Source organism: Paenibacillus amylolyticus, from assembly GCF_036894225.1.
Taxonomy (GTDB): Bacteria; Bacillota; Bacilli; order Paenibacillales; family Paenibacillaceae; genus Paenibacillus; species Paenibacillus amylolyticus.
Genome location: NZ_CP145892.1, coordinates 2,637,828 through 2,655,177, shown reverse-complemented (window position 1 = coordinate 2,655,177; position 17,350 = coordinate 2,637,828). Strand labels below are relative to the sequence as shown.

General features: G+C 48.9%; 13 protein-coding genes. 1 reads left to right on the top strand and 12 read right to left on the bottom strand.

What is annotated here, in order from left to right; genetic code table 11:
• Window positions 1-813: 813 nt before the first annotated feature.
• The 10 genes from hrpB to V6668_RS11975 all read right to left on the bottom strand — a co-directional run bounded on the left by hrpB (window position 814) and on the right by V6668_RS11975 (window position 14,640).
• Window positions 814-3,333, bottom strand: a complete 2,520-nt coding sequence (gene hrpB, locus V6668_RS12020; RefSeq protein ID WP_338708517.1) for an ATP-dependent helicase HrpB — start codon at window positions 3,331-3,333, stop codon at window positions 814-816.
• Between the two features lie 153 nt (window positions 3,334-3,486).
• On the bottom strand, window positions 3,487-4,293 hold the full coding sequence (locus tag V6668_RS12015) for an SDR family oxidoreductase (protein WP_017689067.1): 807 nt from the start codon (window positions 4,291-4,293) through the stop codon (window positions 3,487-3,489).
• Between the two features lie 229 nt (window positions 4,294-4,522).
• A complete protein-coding gene (locus V6668_RS12010; protein ID WP_036609194.1) occupies window positions 4,523-5,365 on the bottom strand; it encodes a protein phosphatase 2C domain-containing protein in 843 nt (280 codons plus the stop codon).
• A gap of 10 nt (window positions 5,366-5,375) precedes the next feature.
• Entirely contained in the window at window positions 5,376-6,128 is a 753-nt protein-coding gene (locus tag V6668_RS12005) for a vWA domain-containing protein (RefSeq protein ID WP_017689069.1), read from the bottom strand.
• Window positions 6,129-6,162: 34 nt separating this feature from the next.
• A complete protein-coding gene (locus tag V6668_RS12000; protein ID WP_338708516.1) occupies window positions 6,163-8,238 on the bottom strand; it encodes a hypothetical protein in 2,076 nt (691 codons plus the stop codon).
• Between the two features lie 158 nt (window positions 8,239-8,396).
• Window positions 8,397-8,672 (bottom strand): WXG100 family type VII secretion target, encoded by a 276-nt coding sequence (locus V6668_RS11995; RefSeq protein WP_017689071.1) that lies wholly within the window; start codon window positions 8,670-8,672, stop codon window positions 8,397-8,399.
• A 186-nt stretch (window positions 8,673-8,858) separates the two neighbouring features.
• Entirely contained in the window at window positions 8,859-9,407 is a 549-nt protein-coding gene (locus tag V6668_RS11990; RefSeq protein ID WP_017689072.1) for a WXG100 family type VII secretion target, read from the bottom strand.
• 6 nt (window positions 9,408-9,413) lie between these two features.
• Entirely contained in the window at window positions 9,414-10,244 is an 831-nt protein-coding gene (locus tag V6668_RS11985; protein ID WP_047842537.1) for a hypothetical protein, read from the bottom strand.
• Between the two features lie 16 nt (window positions 10,245-10,260).
• The gene (gene essC, locus V6668_RS11980) at window positions 10,261-14,265 is read right to left on the bottom strand and encodes a type VII secretion protein EssC (protein ID WP_338708513.1); all 4,005 of its coding nucleotides are present in this window, start codon (window positions 14,263-14,265) and stop codon (window positions 10,261-10,263) included.
• Window positions 14,266-14,319: 54 nt separating this feature from the next.
• On the bottom strand, window positions 14,320-14,640 hold the full coding sequence (locus tag V6668_RS11975) for a hypothetical protein (RefSeq protein WP_036609203.1): 321 nt from the start codon (window positions 14,638-14,640) through the stop codon (window positions 14,320-14,322).
• A 422-nt stretch (window positions 14,641-15,062) separates the two neighbouring features.
• On the opposite strand from V6668_RS11975, the gene V6668_RS11970 reads away from it, so the two are divergent.
• Complete coding sequence (locus tag V6668_RS11970; RefSeq protein WP_074094612.1) at window positions 15,063-15,302, top strand: hypothetical protein; 240 nt, start codon at window positions 15,063-15,065, stop codon at window positions 15,300-15,302.
• Between the two features lie 126 nt (window positions 15,303-15,428).
• On the opposite strand, the gene V6668_RS11965 is transcribed toward V6668_RS11970, so the two are convergent.
• Together V6668_RS11965 and V6668_RS11960 are read right to left on the bottom strand one after the other, a co-directional pair.
• On the bottom strand, window positions 15,429-15,635 hold the full coding sequence (locus V6668_RS11965; RefSeq protein WP_133384357.1) for a hypothetical protein: 207 nt from the start codon (window positions 15,633-15,635) through the stop codon (window positions 15,429-15,431).
• Between the two features lie 190 nt (window positions 15,636-15,825).
• Entirely contained in the window at window positions 15,826-17,301 is a 1,476-nt protein-coding gene (locus V6668_RS11960) for an aldehyde dehydrogenase family protein (protein WP_338708512.1), read from the bottom strand.
• Between the last annotated feature and the right edge of the window lie 49 nt (window positions 17,302-17,350).

The window sequence follows — 17,350 nt, the reverse complement described above, 5'->3', positions numbered from 1 at the left end:
TTCTTTTAAACGTTTGCAAGTCAATATACTATGTGTTGATAGTAAAAAATTGCTGAGGTTCATTCCTTTTTACTCCTCATCAGGGTGTGCTTTCAAACCCAGGTATGTGAACGTTGTTGTCAGGCATACTCTACGTTGAAGGACGTGGGGTCCAAAACATCTTGAAGTCTAGGCTGGCTGATCCTGGCGGATTGTCCCAGACAATTTTCTAAGGAACCGAGGACGTCTTATTTAGCCTTCGGGCCCTCCTTATATTTTGTAAGGAACATGAGACACGTTATTTACCAAAATCACCTGACAAACCCGTTGTAAATGGCTGGTTATTCAAATATAGCGTGTTTCAGATTCCTTAGGTTACTGTGGGCGCTTCAAATCGCTGAATAAGACGTCACAAGTTCGTTAGCGCTCCGCTCCATGGTTCTTGCTCCATGTTCAGCTCCCCAGGCACGTGCAGTTACGCTTTGGCTTCGGCAGGTTTGAAGATACGCTCTGGGGTGTGCCTTCGACCTCTAAAGAAGCAGATTTTGCCGAATTCTCGTCCCATGCCGGAAGTTTTCGGCAGGCGTGCCGGGGCACGTCAAGGGAAAGTGACGCAGCATGGGACGAAAAGGCAAAGTGACGTAACATGGAGCGAAAAGATAGTAGAAGATGCACGTTAGCGAGTTTGGAGACACGTCCTGGTTAAAGGGTGATTCTTTAAGACAGAGAATGATTCGATCAGCTACAAAACTGACTGTTGTTCAGCAGAGTCTAACCCTGATACGCGCCCTTTGGGAACCAAATCGTTGATATTTGAAAAACGAAATAATTCATCTATTTGCCCCGTGGTTTGGCTCGATTTGTGGCGACCGCTTCAAGTGGATTATCCGGCCAGTAGTGCTTCGGATAACGACCTTTCAGATCTTTTTTGACGTCAAAGTACGTCTCTCGCCAGAAATTGGCCAAGTCTCGTGTAACCTGTACAGGTCGCTGAGCTGGCGATAACAAGTGGATGGTCAACGGGACTCGCCCACCCGCTATACGCGGTGTCTCCTGTTGTCCAAACATCTCCTGTAATCTTACTGCCAGCGCCGGGTCCTCTGGACGACTGTAGTCCACAGGAATACGTGAGCCACTGGGCACCTGTATATGCGTCGGCGCTTCATCGTCCAGTTGTTGTCGTTGCGCCCAGCTCAATCCACCCAGTAATACATCCTGCATTGACAATCTCTTCAGGTCGGCTGCCGATCGCATGCCTGTCAGATAAGGGGTAAGATGTTCTGCCAACTCTTCGGTCAGATCATCTTCGATCAGGTCAGGCCACTCAGGTAAATGGAGATGCAGGAACCGTAGCCTGTCCGCAAGTTGTCTGGACGTTTTTGTCCAGGGCAGACAATCCAGCCCTTCCATCCGTATCCCGGATAATAGTGCTTCCAGCACCTGATCTTCAGGCGGCTGTGCAATACTGCTCTCTTTAATCACAAGGGCTCCAATACGAAGTCTCTTATGTGCCCGCACGCTGCGGGTATTGGAATCCCAAGCCACTTGCACTTCATTGTGCAACAAGTGCTGTCCTGCCTGCAACAAGGTCTGCTCCTGCAACGGCGCAGCCAGCAGGATGCGCGCATCTGCGCCTTGGTCGTCTGCCTCGGCTGCGACCAGATACGCTGAACGGCTCAGCGATTCTGTCGCTGCGAGCCGTACGCCGCGGCCGTTGCTCAGCAGATAGCGGCCGTCCTCCCGGCGTTGCCCGATCCGGTCCGGATAGGCGAAGGACAGCAACAATCCGCAGCTGTCCTCATCCGGCCGTACCGGATCGGCCGCCGGGCCGAGCGCCGAGCGCAGCTGGCGGCTCTCCTGGAGCATGCGCCGCACGGCCGCGCCGTCTGCGACAGCCGCTGCCGCTTGCGGCATGCCGCTGCTGTCCGCGGTCAGCAGCGCCTCTACGCGCGGGCGGAGGTCCGTGCCCGCGCCTGCACTGCCACTGCTGCGTAGGCCGGCAGGCTCCTGCAGCAGTGCCGCCAGCATGCTGGCGTAGCTGGCCAGCCCAAGCTCCGCTGCGCGGAGCAGCATGCTGGCCAGTCGCGGATGCACGCCCAGCGTGTTCATCCGCCGCCCGAAGGGCGTGATGCGGCCTGCGTCGTCCAGGCCGCCCAGCTGGCGCAGCAGCGCCTGAGCCTGGCCGTAGGCGGCGTCAGGCGGGGTGTCCAGCCATTGCAGCTCTGCTGGGGACTGGACACCCCAGACGGCAAGCTCCAGCGCCAGCGGCGCAAGATCCGCGGAGGTGATCTCCGGGCGAGCTGCCTCAGGCAGTCCCCCGTGAACCTCTTCGCTCCATAGCCGGTAACACACCCCCGGGGCAATTCGCCCTGCACGACCCCGCCGTTGATCGGCTGACGCCTTGGACACCGGCAGAGTGACAAACCGGCTCATGCCCGTGCGCGGCGAAAATGCCGATGCACGACTCAGCCCTGCATCCACCACAATCTTAACCCCAGCGAGTGTGAGACTGGATTCCGCAATGGAAGTGGACAGCACAACTTTGCGCGACCCCTCAGCCGCCGGCCGTATGGCCTCATCCTGTTGTTCCACCGGCATACTGCCATACAGGGAATGAACTTTCACATGTCCAGGAAGAGAACCGTTTAATAACTCCCGCTCTGTACGGTGTATCTCTCTTGCACCAGGAAGGAAAACAAGCACGTCCCCCTCCTGTTCGGCTAATGCCCTCGTCACCGTCTGAGCGGTGAATTGTTCCAGTGGCATGGCTGTTGGTCTCGGTACATATCGAGTTTCCACCGGAAACGTGCGTCCGGGACAGTGAATTGATTTTGTACCTTCGCCAAGCAATACACAGACGGGAACAGGATCAAGGGTCGCCGACATCACCAGCAATTTCAGATCTGGACGTAACATCGCTCGCGATTCTAATGCAAGGGCCAACCCCAGGTCCCCGTGTAGATGCCGCTCATGGAATTCATCAAATATAATCATCGCCGTATCCTCAAGACCCTGGTCCTGCTGCAACATCCGGGTCAATACCCCTTCCGTCACAACTTCAATACGCGTCGCCTGACTCACCCTGGTATCCATGCGTACACGATATCCTACGGTCCGACCCGCTTTTTCTCCAAGCGTAGCCGCCAGTCTCGATGCAGCCGAACGCGCAGCAAGCCTTCGGGGTTCCAGCATAATGATTTTCCGTCCAGCAATCCACGGCTCCTCCAGCAAAGCCAGCGGTACAACAGTCGTTTTTCCCGCTCCTGGCTCTGCAATTAACACACCTGTATCTTGATCCCGAAATAATTGTCTTAACTCAGGAATAACCTCTTGTATCGGTAACTCTATATGCATATAATCGCTCCTAATGAATGTACCCTACTGCTCTTCAGTATCTCTATTCGAATGTTAGCATTATAACAAAAAAAGCCGTTCCAGAGGAACGACTATCGCAGACATACCCTAAGACACGCCTTAGCAAAAATCAAATTTATCCAGAATACTCACTTAGCTGAGCAATGATTCGGCACCATCAATAACGATCTCTGCTCCGGTAATATGTCTGGATTCGGACGATGCGAGGAAACTTACCAGATCGGCAACATGTTCCGGCTGACCCGGCCCGTCCGCCAGCGGCTGCTGTCCTTCCGGGAACTCCATCGGAATGATGATCTGCTGTAGATCATCCGTTTTGACCGTACTTTGATCGATATTTGTTGCAATCGCTCCTGGACAGATCACGTTCACACGTATCTTGAACTTCGCCAGCTCAAGCGCAGCCATCTTGGCAAAAGCAACCTGTCCTGCCTTGGACGTGCTGTATGCCGACATGCCAAAGCTTGAGAAGCGTTGATTGCCATTAATCGAACTCGTGATGATAATACTGCCGCCACCCCGTTTTTTCACGTGAGGCAATGCATATTTAATCGTGAAAAACGTACCATTCAGGTTGGTTGTAATAATCTGTTGCCAATCTTCAACCTGAATTTCCTCAATCGGTGCCGATACACCGTTAATGCCCGCATTGGCAAAAACAATATCCAAACCGCCGAATAACTCAACGGTTTCCAGTACAGCCTTTTCCACACGTGCCGGGTCGGAAATGTCTACATCAAATGCTCTTGCCGCACCGGGGTGCAGCGCATTAATCTCTGCTTCCGTTTCCGAGATCCGATCATTCACCAGATCAAACAATGCAACATGTGCACCCTCTTTAGCCAGCTTGACCGCAGTGGCCTTCCCAATCCCGGAGCCAGCTCCGGTAATAATCGCAACCTTACCCTGGAACCGTGACTTGCCGTTATGTTGTGTCATTATCCATTCCACTCCTTCATTTTAGCAATTATGTAAGAATGTACGTTCAAGCTCATCGTTAAAGAGGTTGTTCAAAAAGTCCGCTTTTGAACACGTACTTAAAATCAATTCTTCACAAGATTACCCAAAAAGAGTGTCTTTTAAATCAACACCAACAAGTTTTTTCACAGTTGATCTTCGCCGCTGTCACAGCTTCATCAGGATCGATCCACAACTTGATATCCGGCACTCACCATTCCAGCTCAATGAAAGCGGCATCATCTTCAAGACCGCCGGTATGTGTCGCATCCAGCAGTACCTGAATGTGTTCATCCGGGACATAGGCTTGAATGGCATCCAGATCGTTCAGTCCATCCGTATACAACTGAAGACGCAGTGAATCTCCTGCGGACCCTTTCATCTCGCAGATGTGCGGCTTACCACCAACAGGTCCTTCAAGTGTAGACCAACGCTCATTTGTCTTGCAGTGAGTCTGAAATAATTCAGACTGTTCCTGACCATTACGCCACAGGCGAATACGGGAATCTCCTTGCCACGCTAACCATACACGGCTTTTGCGGCCGCCTCCCGTGAGCTCGATCCGCCCACACACATACATGGCCTGACTGCCCCGACTTCGCTTTTCCATCAACACTTCACGCAGCAACAAAGGGGAACTTTCCAGTGGCTGTAATTTCTCCAATTGCTCCGATGCGGGAAGGGTAAGATCATGGAGAAGACGCTCAACACCCTCTACCGTTGTGTGTTGCGTCGTTTCCAACCAATCCAACAGAGCATTCCCTAGAAAACGCGCTGCAAAATCGCCAAGGTAACTCATGCCTACGCCATCACACAAAACAAAATTGCAGATATTCCCTTTCATACGTACCGCAGCAAAGTCCTGTCCGGTATCTCCCTGATGTACCGTCTCAGCCGCTCTGCCATAACCATATCTGCACTTAAATGTGCCCTGATACCGAGTTAGCGGCTGTTCCCCGGTCTGTACACTCACATAGCGAAAGTTGCCATGCCGTTGCTCGGCATGGCCCCCCTTATCTCCAGCAGACAATGTTGCCAAACGCATCGCTCTCATGATTCCCCTCCTATCTCACAGGCGTAGCAGCGGACATCTGGAACCCGATTGATACCAATTCTGCACATGTACCTGGCAGCATCATGAGTGCACCGGGTGCAAGCAAATAATCAGCTTCAACAAGCATTTCCCGATAACTTTCGGGCAGAACGGATGACATATTCCGCAGCTTCTCTCCATGCTCATCCTGTAGATTCGTTTCCGAAGAGATTCCCTTCCATCTTCTAGGTTCAGCAATTGGTCCTTCCAGCAGATGATCCGATATAAAAATATTTTCCACCAACACATTGCCGTCCGGCACACTCATGCCCATGATTCTTTTGGCAATCGGCTCGGGATCTTCACCTGTAGCCACCCCGTCGGTCATGTGGCATACAAGTGGCGCAGGACAATCCTGCATATTTGGAATTTCGGCCTGTAGAATCTTTTCCGCCTGCAGGAAAGCCTTCGCAGAATCTGAAAACCGTCTCGGTGTCAGGTCAGGCAAAGAACCAACGGCAGCGATCTCGTCAATTCCTTTGATTCCGTTCAACAAGTCATATACATCATCGCTGTAAGCCAATATGGCTATACGATAGCGAGGTGTCAGACGATTTCCCTTGGTAGACCGAAACACCATTTGGCGAATCGCGAGAGATAAGGCATCATAGACGACGTCAATCCGTCGACGATTTTCCAGAACCATGTTCATGGAGGCGCTAATATCAATTAAATATATAATAAGTGCAGGTGTACGCTGTGATGCTTGAATCGTGTAGTTCATCTAGGGTGAGTCACCTCCATCATTCACGTGTTATTTATAAGTTAGGCAACGTATAGCTGTTGTTGCTCAGGAATTTGTTAATGGCACTCATTCGAGCGGCTACTTTGCCAACACCTTTGAAATAGGAAGCATCGGTATTGTAAAGATTTTTGAAATCACGGGCATATGCTTCCGCATTTTCAATTTTTCTGCCTTTTTGCGCGTTATACGTTTTATTGTAATGAGCAATCAGCGTGACCACATTCTGAGCACGTTTTTTCTTCAGAGCTGCTTTCTGAGCAATCTCCTGTTGACGTTTAACTTCAGCTGCCGCTTTACGCTCCGCTTCCTGTTTTGCAAGCTTGGCATCATTCTCTTTTTTCCAGACCAGATAAGCTTCATATTTTGCCTGTTTATCGTACTTCTCCTGCTGCGCTCTCTTAGCCGCTTCTTTCTTCTGCTGTTCCTGCTTCACCAGAAAGGCCTCATATTTCGCCTGTTTGTCGTACTTGGCCTGTAACGCCTTACGTTCTTCTTCTTTTTTCTTTGCTTCAGCTTCCTTCTGCTTGGCTTCAGCAAGCTTTTTCTTTTCCTCTGCGTCCAGTTTTGCAGCATCTGCTGCCTTTTGCTTCTCTTGTTCTTCCTGCTGTTTGAGCGCAGCTGCCTTTGCTGCTTCAGCCTCTTCCGCAGCTTTGATATCTGCCAGTCGTGTGGCTTCCTGCTGTTCTTTCTGCTTCACTTCTGCCTGATCGGCGAGTATTTTGACCGTTGGCACACCACCTGCCAGCAATACAATAAGCACAGCGGAGGAAATCATGAACTTTTTGGATCTGTAGAATGGTACAGGCACAGGCTTGTCTGTGTCTTCTTTTGGATTAAGCTTTGCATCCAGTTCCTTAATTGCAGCCTCGACTTCCATCTGCATCGCGCTGTTATGAGGAATAAAATGATAAAGCGACCGGTACACTTCCAGTGCTGCAGCCGGTTTATCTTCATCCTCCAAGGCTCTTGCTTGCAGGAACAGACGGTTCACAACCGCTTCCTGATCGGGAGAGTGCGGCGTTTGAGGACGGTTCCCGTCTTGCGTATTCACCGGTTCACTTACTGGTTCTGAGCTCTTTTTCAGATTCACATCAGCTTCGGACGAATTGGCAGCTTCTTCTTCCGCTGTCACAGCAGCCGCTGCATTGGCCTGATCCACGTCTACCGCAGCCAATGCAACATACCACTCACCAAACGTCGGACAACTGCTCAGATCGTGACTTTCCCAAGCTCGAATAAACAGATCGGACAGTTTGGAACCCCAACGCTTCTCAAGGGACTCCCGCATCGCATAATACCGTTCACTCACCGTTTGCATTTCATGCTGATCAAAATAACTTTCGCCCCACGCTTTCTCTACAATCACAGGGTCGGACCAGCTTAACATTTCAGCAATGATAACCGCTCCAGCAAATCGGTCAGCATATGAACTCCACAAACCGCTGTGCACTGTTCGATGAGCTGCATAACCGGGTGACCCGGCAAGCAGGGCATCCGGACGATCCATCTTGGAACCGTACATCTGCTCGACATCCACAAGTTCTACCGCAGACATCTTCCCCAGATTCTCCACTTCGGAAAAAAACGGAATCATTACATTGGGAGCGGACATATCGCAATGAGCCAGTCCACGTTGTTCCATAGCCGAACCTGTTCCAGCAAGCGCTCTAGCCAGCTTCAGGCTCTCCTCAGCCGTCAACTGTCTCTGATCACTGATCACATCGAACCAGGTCTGACCTTGCACCCATGGCATCAACACCGCATATAACAGATCGGGATGTTTTCCAATGAGCGCTCCGTTTCTTTCCGGAGTGAGCACATCACGCTTGCATACCTGCAAACCTGGCAGTTCACTATAAGACTCCATATGCTCAGACTGATATACCATAGCCGGAATACGGAATTTAGGAAAAAATACTTTTAGTGCTTTAGCCCCATGAATGGAACCATTTCGGGGTAACAACTGATAAACAATCCCCTGCCTTCCGGCTTGGGCATAAGCCAGACCCGGCGCAGCCGGATGTTGCCCAATCGTATAGGCAATGTCGTTAATCACCACTTCATCCCCGGGATTTGGTTGAAAAGACATGCTTATCCCTCTCTCTGTCCTAGTGTCATAGTTGCAACAAAAACCGGGTGTTGTGAAAACGCCCGGTTTTTGCTGTAGTTGTACATCTTCAGCTTGCTATCCACCTATAATTCAGGACGAATTCAGACTTCACATCGGCCTGATCTATGTAAAGCAGATTAACGAGCTTGGTCAGCTGTACGGAATTTGTTAGCAATAGCTGTAAGTTCAGCGCTGATGCTGTTCAGCGTTTGAACGAATGATTGCATTTGTTTGCTAGCTTCTTGGAACTCTTGGAAGAAGCGTTGCTTTGTCATACCTTCCCATTGTCCTTCCATGCTTGTGATGGATTGAGTCAATGTAGATACGATTTGCTGACTTTGCTCACCGCTTTGTTTAAATTGGTTGGAAACCTGATCAAGCTGCTCTGGGGTAACTAAAATACGTCCTGCCATTTGTAAATTCCTCCTTGGTTTGTGCAATTAAATTTTTACTTGTTCAAATTGTACTATACCAGGATCGATCGGACAAAAGCCGAAGGACCTAATCCTATTTACCCCATTTTCAGCACTTGAAACTTCTCCTAACAGCCTATTTACAAAAAAATATTCACTTTCTGCTGTTACTTTTATTCACCCTGTTCAGGAAACAACAGGCTCGGTCCCTCTTCTTCCCCGAAAGGAAGGATCTGTGAATCTCCATGCTACAGGCTCAGGCTGCATAGCCTGCACCAGTGTAGCCGGGGAGCCATCAGGCGGAGCGGCATCCTGTACACGATATACGGCCGCCATTGCGGAAAGGGGATCGGATACTACAGCTACAGTTGCAGAATGTGCAGGCATGATTTCTCCTGTACGATTGTTCTGAAGAACATTCAGCATATTGACCGCATTACCATAGGCTGTGTTCACATGACTCAGCACGGAACGATACTCCATGTCTGCCTGCTGGAATAACAACGCTTTGCGTCCCAGCTGTACGCTTAAGTCCATTAATCGACGCAGCGCATCCTCGCCCAGTCGTTTACTGTGATTCCATTCATTCATCACCGCTGCGCGGGATTCAACCTCCCACTCCAGCGAATGAATCGCCTGATCCAACACTGTCATCTTTTGCTGTATTTGCTCCGCTGCATACTGAATCTGCTTGCTCAGTGCCCGAAGCACATCCGGTTCCACACGAATGCGCATTTACCATCACCTTTCCTCTTCCCCTGCAGGCTGTTTAAGCCAGTCCAGCAGCATCTCGTGAAACTGTTCTCTAGTCGTTAGTGCTGCAACAAGCCAATCATCTGAAGCCGCAGTGCTCATCCGGAACAACCAGTTGGATACCGCACTTGCAGCAAATGCTGCCGACTGCGACTTCCACCCGTCTTCATTCCATACAAGCAACCTAAGCTCCCCGTCTGACTCCTTACCCACCAGACAGCGTGCCAGTGCAAGTGAGCCCTCAGGATCACTTGTCTCCTGTTCGAGTTCCGCTGCTACGGTCTGTACTCCGCTGTTTTCGAGCTCATTCATGACATCATAAAATTTTTTCTTGGAGCACATTAGGGCCGGTTTCTCCGCAGGAGAATGGCCGCTCCATTTCATCCGCTCTATCAGAACATCAATGGCTTCACGAACACTTCCCAGATCGCTGAGCCGGAACGAGTCCGGTACGTCGTCAACACGGGAAACTTCAACGACCCGCTCATCCGTGCAATGGATATAACTCTCATACGACTTGCCGTTGATCGTGTAGCGAATCCAACAAGCTCTGTCGGACAATCCGGCAATGGCTACCCTGGAGAAAACGGTCGGTGTCATGATCAGCTCATCGGTATCCTGATCCCGAATCAGATATCCTTTGTCAAGCAGGGAGGTTTTGACACGCTCCCACTCCATCGCGATATCCTCCGCCATATAGCCGCGAAACGGATCTTCCACACCAAGCAGTCGGTCTGAACCGAGAATACCAGCCAGGAAAAAAAGTTCCTTTGTTTGCAACGTGACTACCTTTTGCTTAGAATCATGAACCGTCAACATTATGAGCCACCTCCCCTCAAACTACAACATGCCATCGGTCACGAATTTCAGAAATCCAATCGGTCATTTTCCAGCTGTCATCACATGGAACTGCACCTTTAACCCTGGAATATTTACGTTTTACATAATAACCTTGACCCGGAGGCAGTACCTTCAGCCCACCTGAACTACCTCCAGATTCGGAATAAGGTATACGGAAGAACGAGAGATCGTTAGGGTCTAAAGTCCCGAACAGCATTCCACTCTGGGAAGCCTTCACATCCGTTACCCAGTCAGAACCAAAAGTTGGGAAGTCTGCCGGAACTCCGGATAGAATCACGTGTACACCGCGATCCCTTCCTTGACGAACAATCGCTCCCAATTGATCTTTTACATTAAAATCGTTTAACTGCTTGGACAAGGTGTCCGCATCGTCGATGACGAGCACAAGTTCCGGTCCACCGGAAATCTCGCCTCTTTTCAGAACTTCATCGTACAACTGTTGAATGACAGGTGCAAGCTGTTCTTCTCGCGATACATGTCCCCGGACATGGGGCAAACTGCTGATTTCCGCCAGCCCACCTGAGCCATAACGCATATCTACTGTGTATATTTGCACATCTTCCGGAGAAGCATGATAAGCCAGTGATAACATCCATGTCAATAAAAATGTCGTTTTGCCGCCTTCCATCGGACTCGTTACCATGAAATGCGGACCTTCTCGCAGATTAAGCTCGAATGGTTCCAGATCATCCGTAAGCAATCCCACAGGGACAGTTACAGACGATGTATCCCAAGCCTGACCATATGATCCTGTCCGAATGAGCAGATCTTTCAGTTTGATCTCTTCCGGAAGTGGAGCAATCTGCGGCGCTTCTTCCCCTGTCCAGCCTTGGCGAATCTCAGCAATCGTACGGCGCAGTGCCGATGAACGCTTGCCCTCATCTGCCCCTGAAGAGGGTAATGCCGCCTGGAACATTAACGGAGGCACTTGCCCTTTGACCAGACCTCTTCCTGGCGGAAGTTGGCTTGGGGCCTTGGAAGGTCTTCCCACGGCATAATAATAATCGCTTGGATCGGATAACTCAAATGAAACCGCATTGGGAATATTACTTCTGAATTTTTCAAATACATCTGTTACCCGATTGGCTGTGAGCACAAAGGTGATACCCAGACTTCCGCCTTCACGCAGGATCGTCTCCAGAAGTTCATTCTCTTCCGGATAGGCATTGCGGAATGAAAGATAACCATCGATAACGACCACAACCTGCGGGACAGCCGCGTGAGCTGTCCGGCGGTACGCCGAAATCGTTTTAACCCCCGCCTCCGAGATGATATCTTTGCGTTGTGCTGACAGCTTGAGAATATAGCGGAATAACCGCTTGATCCGGTCTTCCTCTTCAGCCATCATCACACCACCAATCTGAGGTAGTGCTGCAAAGTCTTTCATCATACGGCCCATATCGATAATGTAACCATGCCAAGGTTCAGTTCTATGGGAACGGGCCAAAGACATAAGCAAGGTCTGAACAAATGTTGTTTTGCCCAGTCCTGGCATGCCGTACACGACCAGATGTCCTTGATCCACAGGCAATGCGAGCGGTTGTTGGCGCTGATTAGGGAGATCATCCAGCAAACCAACCAGTGGTTTCAGACCATTCGCCCCGCCATCAAGCAGCAGATCCCGATTCTCTTCTTCCTGCCAGTCCTGAAGACCTTCCCATTCCAGTGTCTCTGGTAAAGGTGGCAACCATGGTCCTGGCAAACGACGGATACCCGCATCCGCTGCAGACTGCGCAACATAATCAATAAATACCTGAAGCTGTTTCGGAACATCTTCACCTTTGAGAACGGCTCTGCGCTCTCCAGTTAACAGAGGCTCCCGCTTACCGTTCAGGCGCACTTCCATAACAGGTAATACCGTTGTTGAATCCTCCTGCTGGTTATAAGGTGCACCACTCCAAGCGAATTGCATTTCTTCAAACACTTCATCACTACCAACCTGGAAATATCCACGACCAGGCTTCGTAATCCAGGCTGCATTTGGAATCTTGATCATATCCCTGCTATCTCCCTCACTCTGTACGCGAAGGCAGATCCGGAAGCGCGAATTACTCCATATTTTATCGTCCACAACACCAGCCGGCTTTTGGGTTGCCAGAATTAGATGAACCCCAAGTGTCCGGCCAATCGCCGCTATACTGATCAATTCATCCATGAACTCCGGCTGGTCCCGCTTCAATTGAGCAAACTCGTCAATGATAATAACCAGATGTGGAAGTGGCTGTTCATGTCTGGAACGCAGAATCTTGTAATATTCATCAATATGCTGGAGGTTTCCCGCATCATTTAATATTTTTTGCCTTCTGACCAGTTCGGCACGAAGTGAAATATTCGCCCGCTCGATCAGATTCCCATCCAGATTGGTAATTGTCCCTACCACATGAGGCAGATCAACAAATGTATTGGACATACCGCCACCTTTATAGTCAATCAGCATGAAGGCCAGATCATGTGGATGGAATTCAGCAGCGAGTGAAGCTACGATGGACTGGATGACTTCACTTTTACCTGAACCGGTTGTGCCTGCAATCAGACCATGGGGACCATGACCCTGACGTTCAATTTTGTCATGCAGGTTTATCGCAATTTTTTTGCCGCCAGCGCGTACACCCATTGGTACAGGCAGCGTATCAGGATATCTCGTCTGTCCCCACCTGGACACCACATCCAGATCTTCCACGCGTGATGTGCTCAGCATATCGAATAACGGAAGCACTTGCGGGATATCTGAAGCAGATGACCGCTTTAACCGGATCGGTGACATATAACGGGAAAGAGCCTCTGCCATCTCCTTCGAGATCACATCAGGCTTATACGTCTGTTGAATAACATCCGCATCTTCCGTTTTTTTGATATACACCCCTTTGCCTTTGGAGGCATCCATAATCAACTGACAATGCATCGGTAGAGACTCTTTGCGATTAGCCAGTATGATGGTGCATACATCAATCTCGTGAGCCGACTCCAGCAGCAGCGGAAGCAATGGTTCTTCTTCAATCAATTGCGTATCGGAGAGAATTACAACGTAACATGGTGTTTGTACGCTTTTCTTGTAGCGGTCTTCCTTATTGTTACGACGCCGATTCAACACGGAAAACAAGCTGTCCGCCAATTGATGCGCACCGCTGTGCCTGTCGGCCATATAGCGTTGTCCTTGGTCTTCATCCCAGATATGGGGCATCCAGCGAAGCCAATCCCATTCCTTGCTGTCCTTTTCTTCATAGAAAGCAGCAAGCTTCAGTTCATCCGGGGAATGGCGTATCGTCAGTTGTGAGATGATGACTCGCAGGGAAGCAAGTACCTCCTCCCGATCACCGACAAGTCCCATAACCTTCGATTGGAACAAAGGCAATGTAATGGAAGCATCCGGTACCGTCTGGAATTCAGCCGCAAGTTCATGGGCCGCTTCAATCAGCTCATCCTTCTCATAACCATCAATCCGCGGAACCTGAAGTTTGATTCGGAATGGAATCTCTCCCGTACCAATGCGCACCTGAAGGAAATCATCATCCTCTGGTGAACGCTCCCACAAGGAACTGTTCCGGTTCTTCACCACTTGAAGACACACACCCGGATCACCATGAATTTCGTACAGGCTCTTCACTTGCTCCGCCTGAGCTTCTTTCAGTTCTTCCCGGTGTTTGTCCAGTTGGGCAAGATACATTATTTTTCGTTCTTCCAATTTTTTGCGATATGATTTCTTGTTGCTCAGATACACGAAGAATGGAATGGTGTAAGAAGTAAGCATCATCATGACCGTCATCATCTGAAACATCATATAACTGCTGTTATTCATTTTGCCGGTCATATTGATATATACGTAGAAACCAATACTGACCATAGTCATCATGATCGGCACAATAATGGATATCATGGAAAACGTGGGTTTGCTCGGTTCTGTTGGAGGCCTGAGTATTTCGAGTCTCTCTTCCTTGAGAACCGGTGTCATTCTTGGAGAACGCTGATATAACACATTCACGAAGAGAAGACCTCCTTTAGTTCGTTCAATAATGAATGTATACGTTCAAAAGCCCTATTCGTTGCTGTCCTGCTGAAACAATGAACGTCTTCCATATACAGGCGCTTCTTCCGAAGTTGTTGAAAAAGCCCGCTGGACACGTACGCAACTGCCCTGTCGCAGCCCTGTTTCCATTAACTGCTGTGCGTTCTGCGGAGAGAACCACAGACCTTCTGGAAACTTGGCTTCAAGGATGTACTGAATGCCGTCTCCCGGTGCCTGTCCAAAAATGCGAACGCCGAGTAATGTCTTCAAATGTTCGATGGTACATTCGTCCGGAACATCGATGTCGAACCATTCTCCTTCCTCGCGGCCGGAATGCACGGTTAGAATCATCCGAATCCCTCCCATGGTCTCATATGTAAATTGTCCTAATGTCAGATTAAATCAAAAAAAAGAGAATGAATCGTTATATCAACCCTATTTTCTTACATAAACACCCTGTTTGCAATGTACCACCTGTAATTTTGTTACATATGACCCACGTATATATTAAAATATCGTACATTCGACTCAGAACTTTCGTGGCAGTTATGCAATTAAATATTGCGAGGATACGAAAACTATCGTTTTTTGTTCCATTTAAATGGTAATTAAGTTACGTTTTTCAGGACTTTTATTCCTTCGCTCACAATTGAATTGTGAACACTTTTCAAACATTACCCACCTTTATGTTTTCATAAGCTGATTTTAAGGTAATTTTAAGCATTGGAATTTAATATTAGCTGTATGAAATAACAACCGTGAGGTGATTTCAAGTGAGAACCCTAATAACCTTTCAGAACAAATCAATCCCTGTATATTTTAATCAAGAAAACAAACAACCTATGCAGAAGACATTAAGATTGCTTAGCAGTGCTCTTGAGCATAAAATTAGCAACGGTAAACGCGCCATTCAAAAATGTCTGCATTCTTTAATTAGTATTGAGATTGTTAATGGAGAAGCCATTCTCCACAGTCGAAGTGAAAACGACTCCCTTGCTTTATCGTTATATTAAAAGGAGTCAACCAAGACACATTCATTACAAGACATGAAAAAGGAAGCTGTCGTTATAGACAAGCTTCCTTTTTTGAGTTGTATACACGTTAACAGTGGATCGCAATTATTATCAGCCATCACTCACTCAGTGTAGTTTGCTCAGGACATAGGCGGCATCATGTTCTTCCGCAATCTCGGCTTTACGAATACGAATGACAAACAGCCGAACCAAATTGGCACGTGTATGTTCTTCCTGACAGGTATTCAGTTTCCTCAGAATAAAGCGGTCAATGGACATGAATTTAAGCCCCTTTGCCATTGGATTTACGGATCGATTCTTCCGTGTATCCATAAATAACCAGATAGTGTCAGCCCCAAACAGCTTTTCCACTCTTATCTTAAGCCGTATTTTGCTGAGGTGTAAAATTGTGCAAAAAGCCCGTCCCACCAAGCTGGAGACGGACTTTCGCATGATTTGTCGATCTTTTTGTAACCCACTCTAATCATTCATAAATGCCCCTGCTTGTTCACCCTTTTTCGACTTATTTTACTCCCGGATATTCCCGATATTGGTGCTGAATGCTGATCCAACGAGTACGTGTAAACTTCTCAATGGCCCAATCCCCACCGAAACGTCCAATCCCTGAAGCTTTTTCACCGCCAAACATCACATGCGCTTCATCGTTCACAGACTGATCATTTACATGCACCATACCCGATTCAATGCGCTGGGCAACCTGATATCCCCGATTCAGATCTTTGGTGAATACGGAACCACTAAGTCCATAAGGAGTATCATTCGCCAAACGTACAGCTTCCTGCTCATCATGAGCCTTCATGATCACTGCCACCGGGCCAAACAATTCCTGCTGCACGATATCCTGTTCAGGTTTAACATCGGCAAGTACAGTAGGAGAAAGCAAACTGCCTTTACTGGTCCCTCCTAGCAATAACCGGGCTCCTTCAGCTTTGGCTTTGTTCACAAGCTCCTGTAATCGTTCTACCTCTTTTTCCCGAATGAGAGGACCCACGAGTGTTTTGGCATCCGCTGGATCACCTGCCTGGACATTCTTCGTTTTGGCTACAAATGAATCGACGAACTTATCGTAAATATCGGCATGCACAATGATACGATTCAGAGCCATGCAGATCTGTCCCTGATGCAGAAACTTGCCAAAGACCGCCGCTTCGGCAGCACGTTCAATGTCCGCATCTTCCAGCACAACCATGGCGTTGTTGCCACCCAGTTCCAGTGCCGTTTCTTTTAAATGTTCACCCGCCAGTTTACCGATCCCTTGTCCAACTTCGGTGGAACCCGTAAATGAAATTACTTTGGGAACCGGATGAGCGACAAAGTAATCCCCGATCTCGCTGCCACTTCCGGCAACGACATTCAGCACGCCCTTAGGCAGACCGGCCTGTTCAAACAAATCGGCAATAAGCCAACCTGCCGTAATTGGAGTGTCTGATGCTGGTTTAATCACTACACCATTACCAAGAGCAATCGCTGGAGCTACAGATCGAAGGCATAGATGCAAAGGGAAGTTCCATGGCCCGATAACACCAATCACTCCCTTCGGCTCACGAACCACACGGTTCTCTTTGCCAGGGGTATTGGACGGGATAATCTCACCCTTCATGCGATAAGGAAAAGATGCTGCTTCGTCCACAATGCGTTTAGCCGCTGCAAACTCCGCCTCCGATTTGATTCGGGTACTCCCGGATTCCGTAATCAACAGTTGAATGATCTCCTCTTTTCGCTCCGCCATCAGGGATGAAACTTTACGCAATACCTCTTCTTTCGCAGCGGGCAAAGACTTCGCCCATTCAATCGAATTTTTCTGAGCTGACTCATAAGCCTTATCTATGTCTTTCTTATTGGAAGAGCGCCATGTGGCAATTACTTCTCCCGAATAAGGATTGATATTCTCCATTGTTTTCTCACCAGAGCCATCTACCCAGCTGCCATTAATATATTGTTTCGTCCATGTTGTATGTTCAGTGTCCATTAAAGTCATGTGAATACGCCTCCTGATCAAGATTAAATGTCACATCTGCACAACGGTG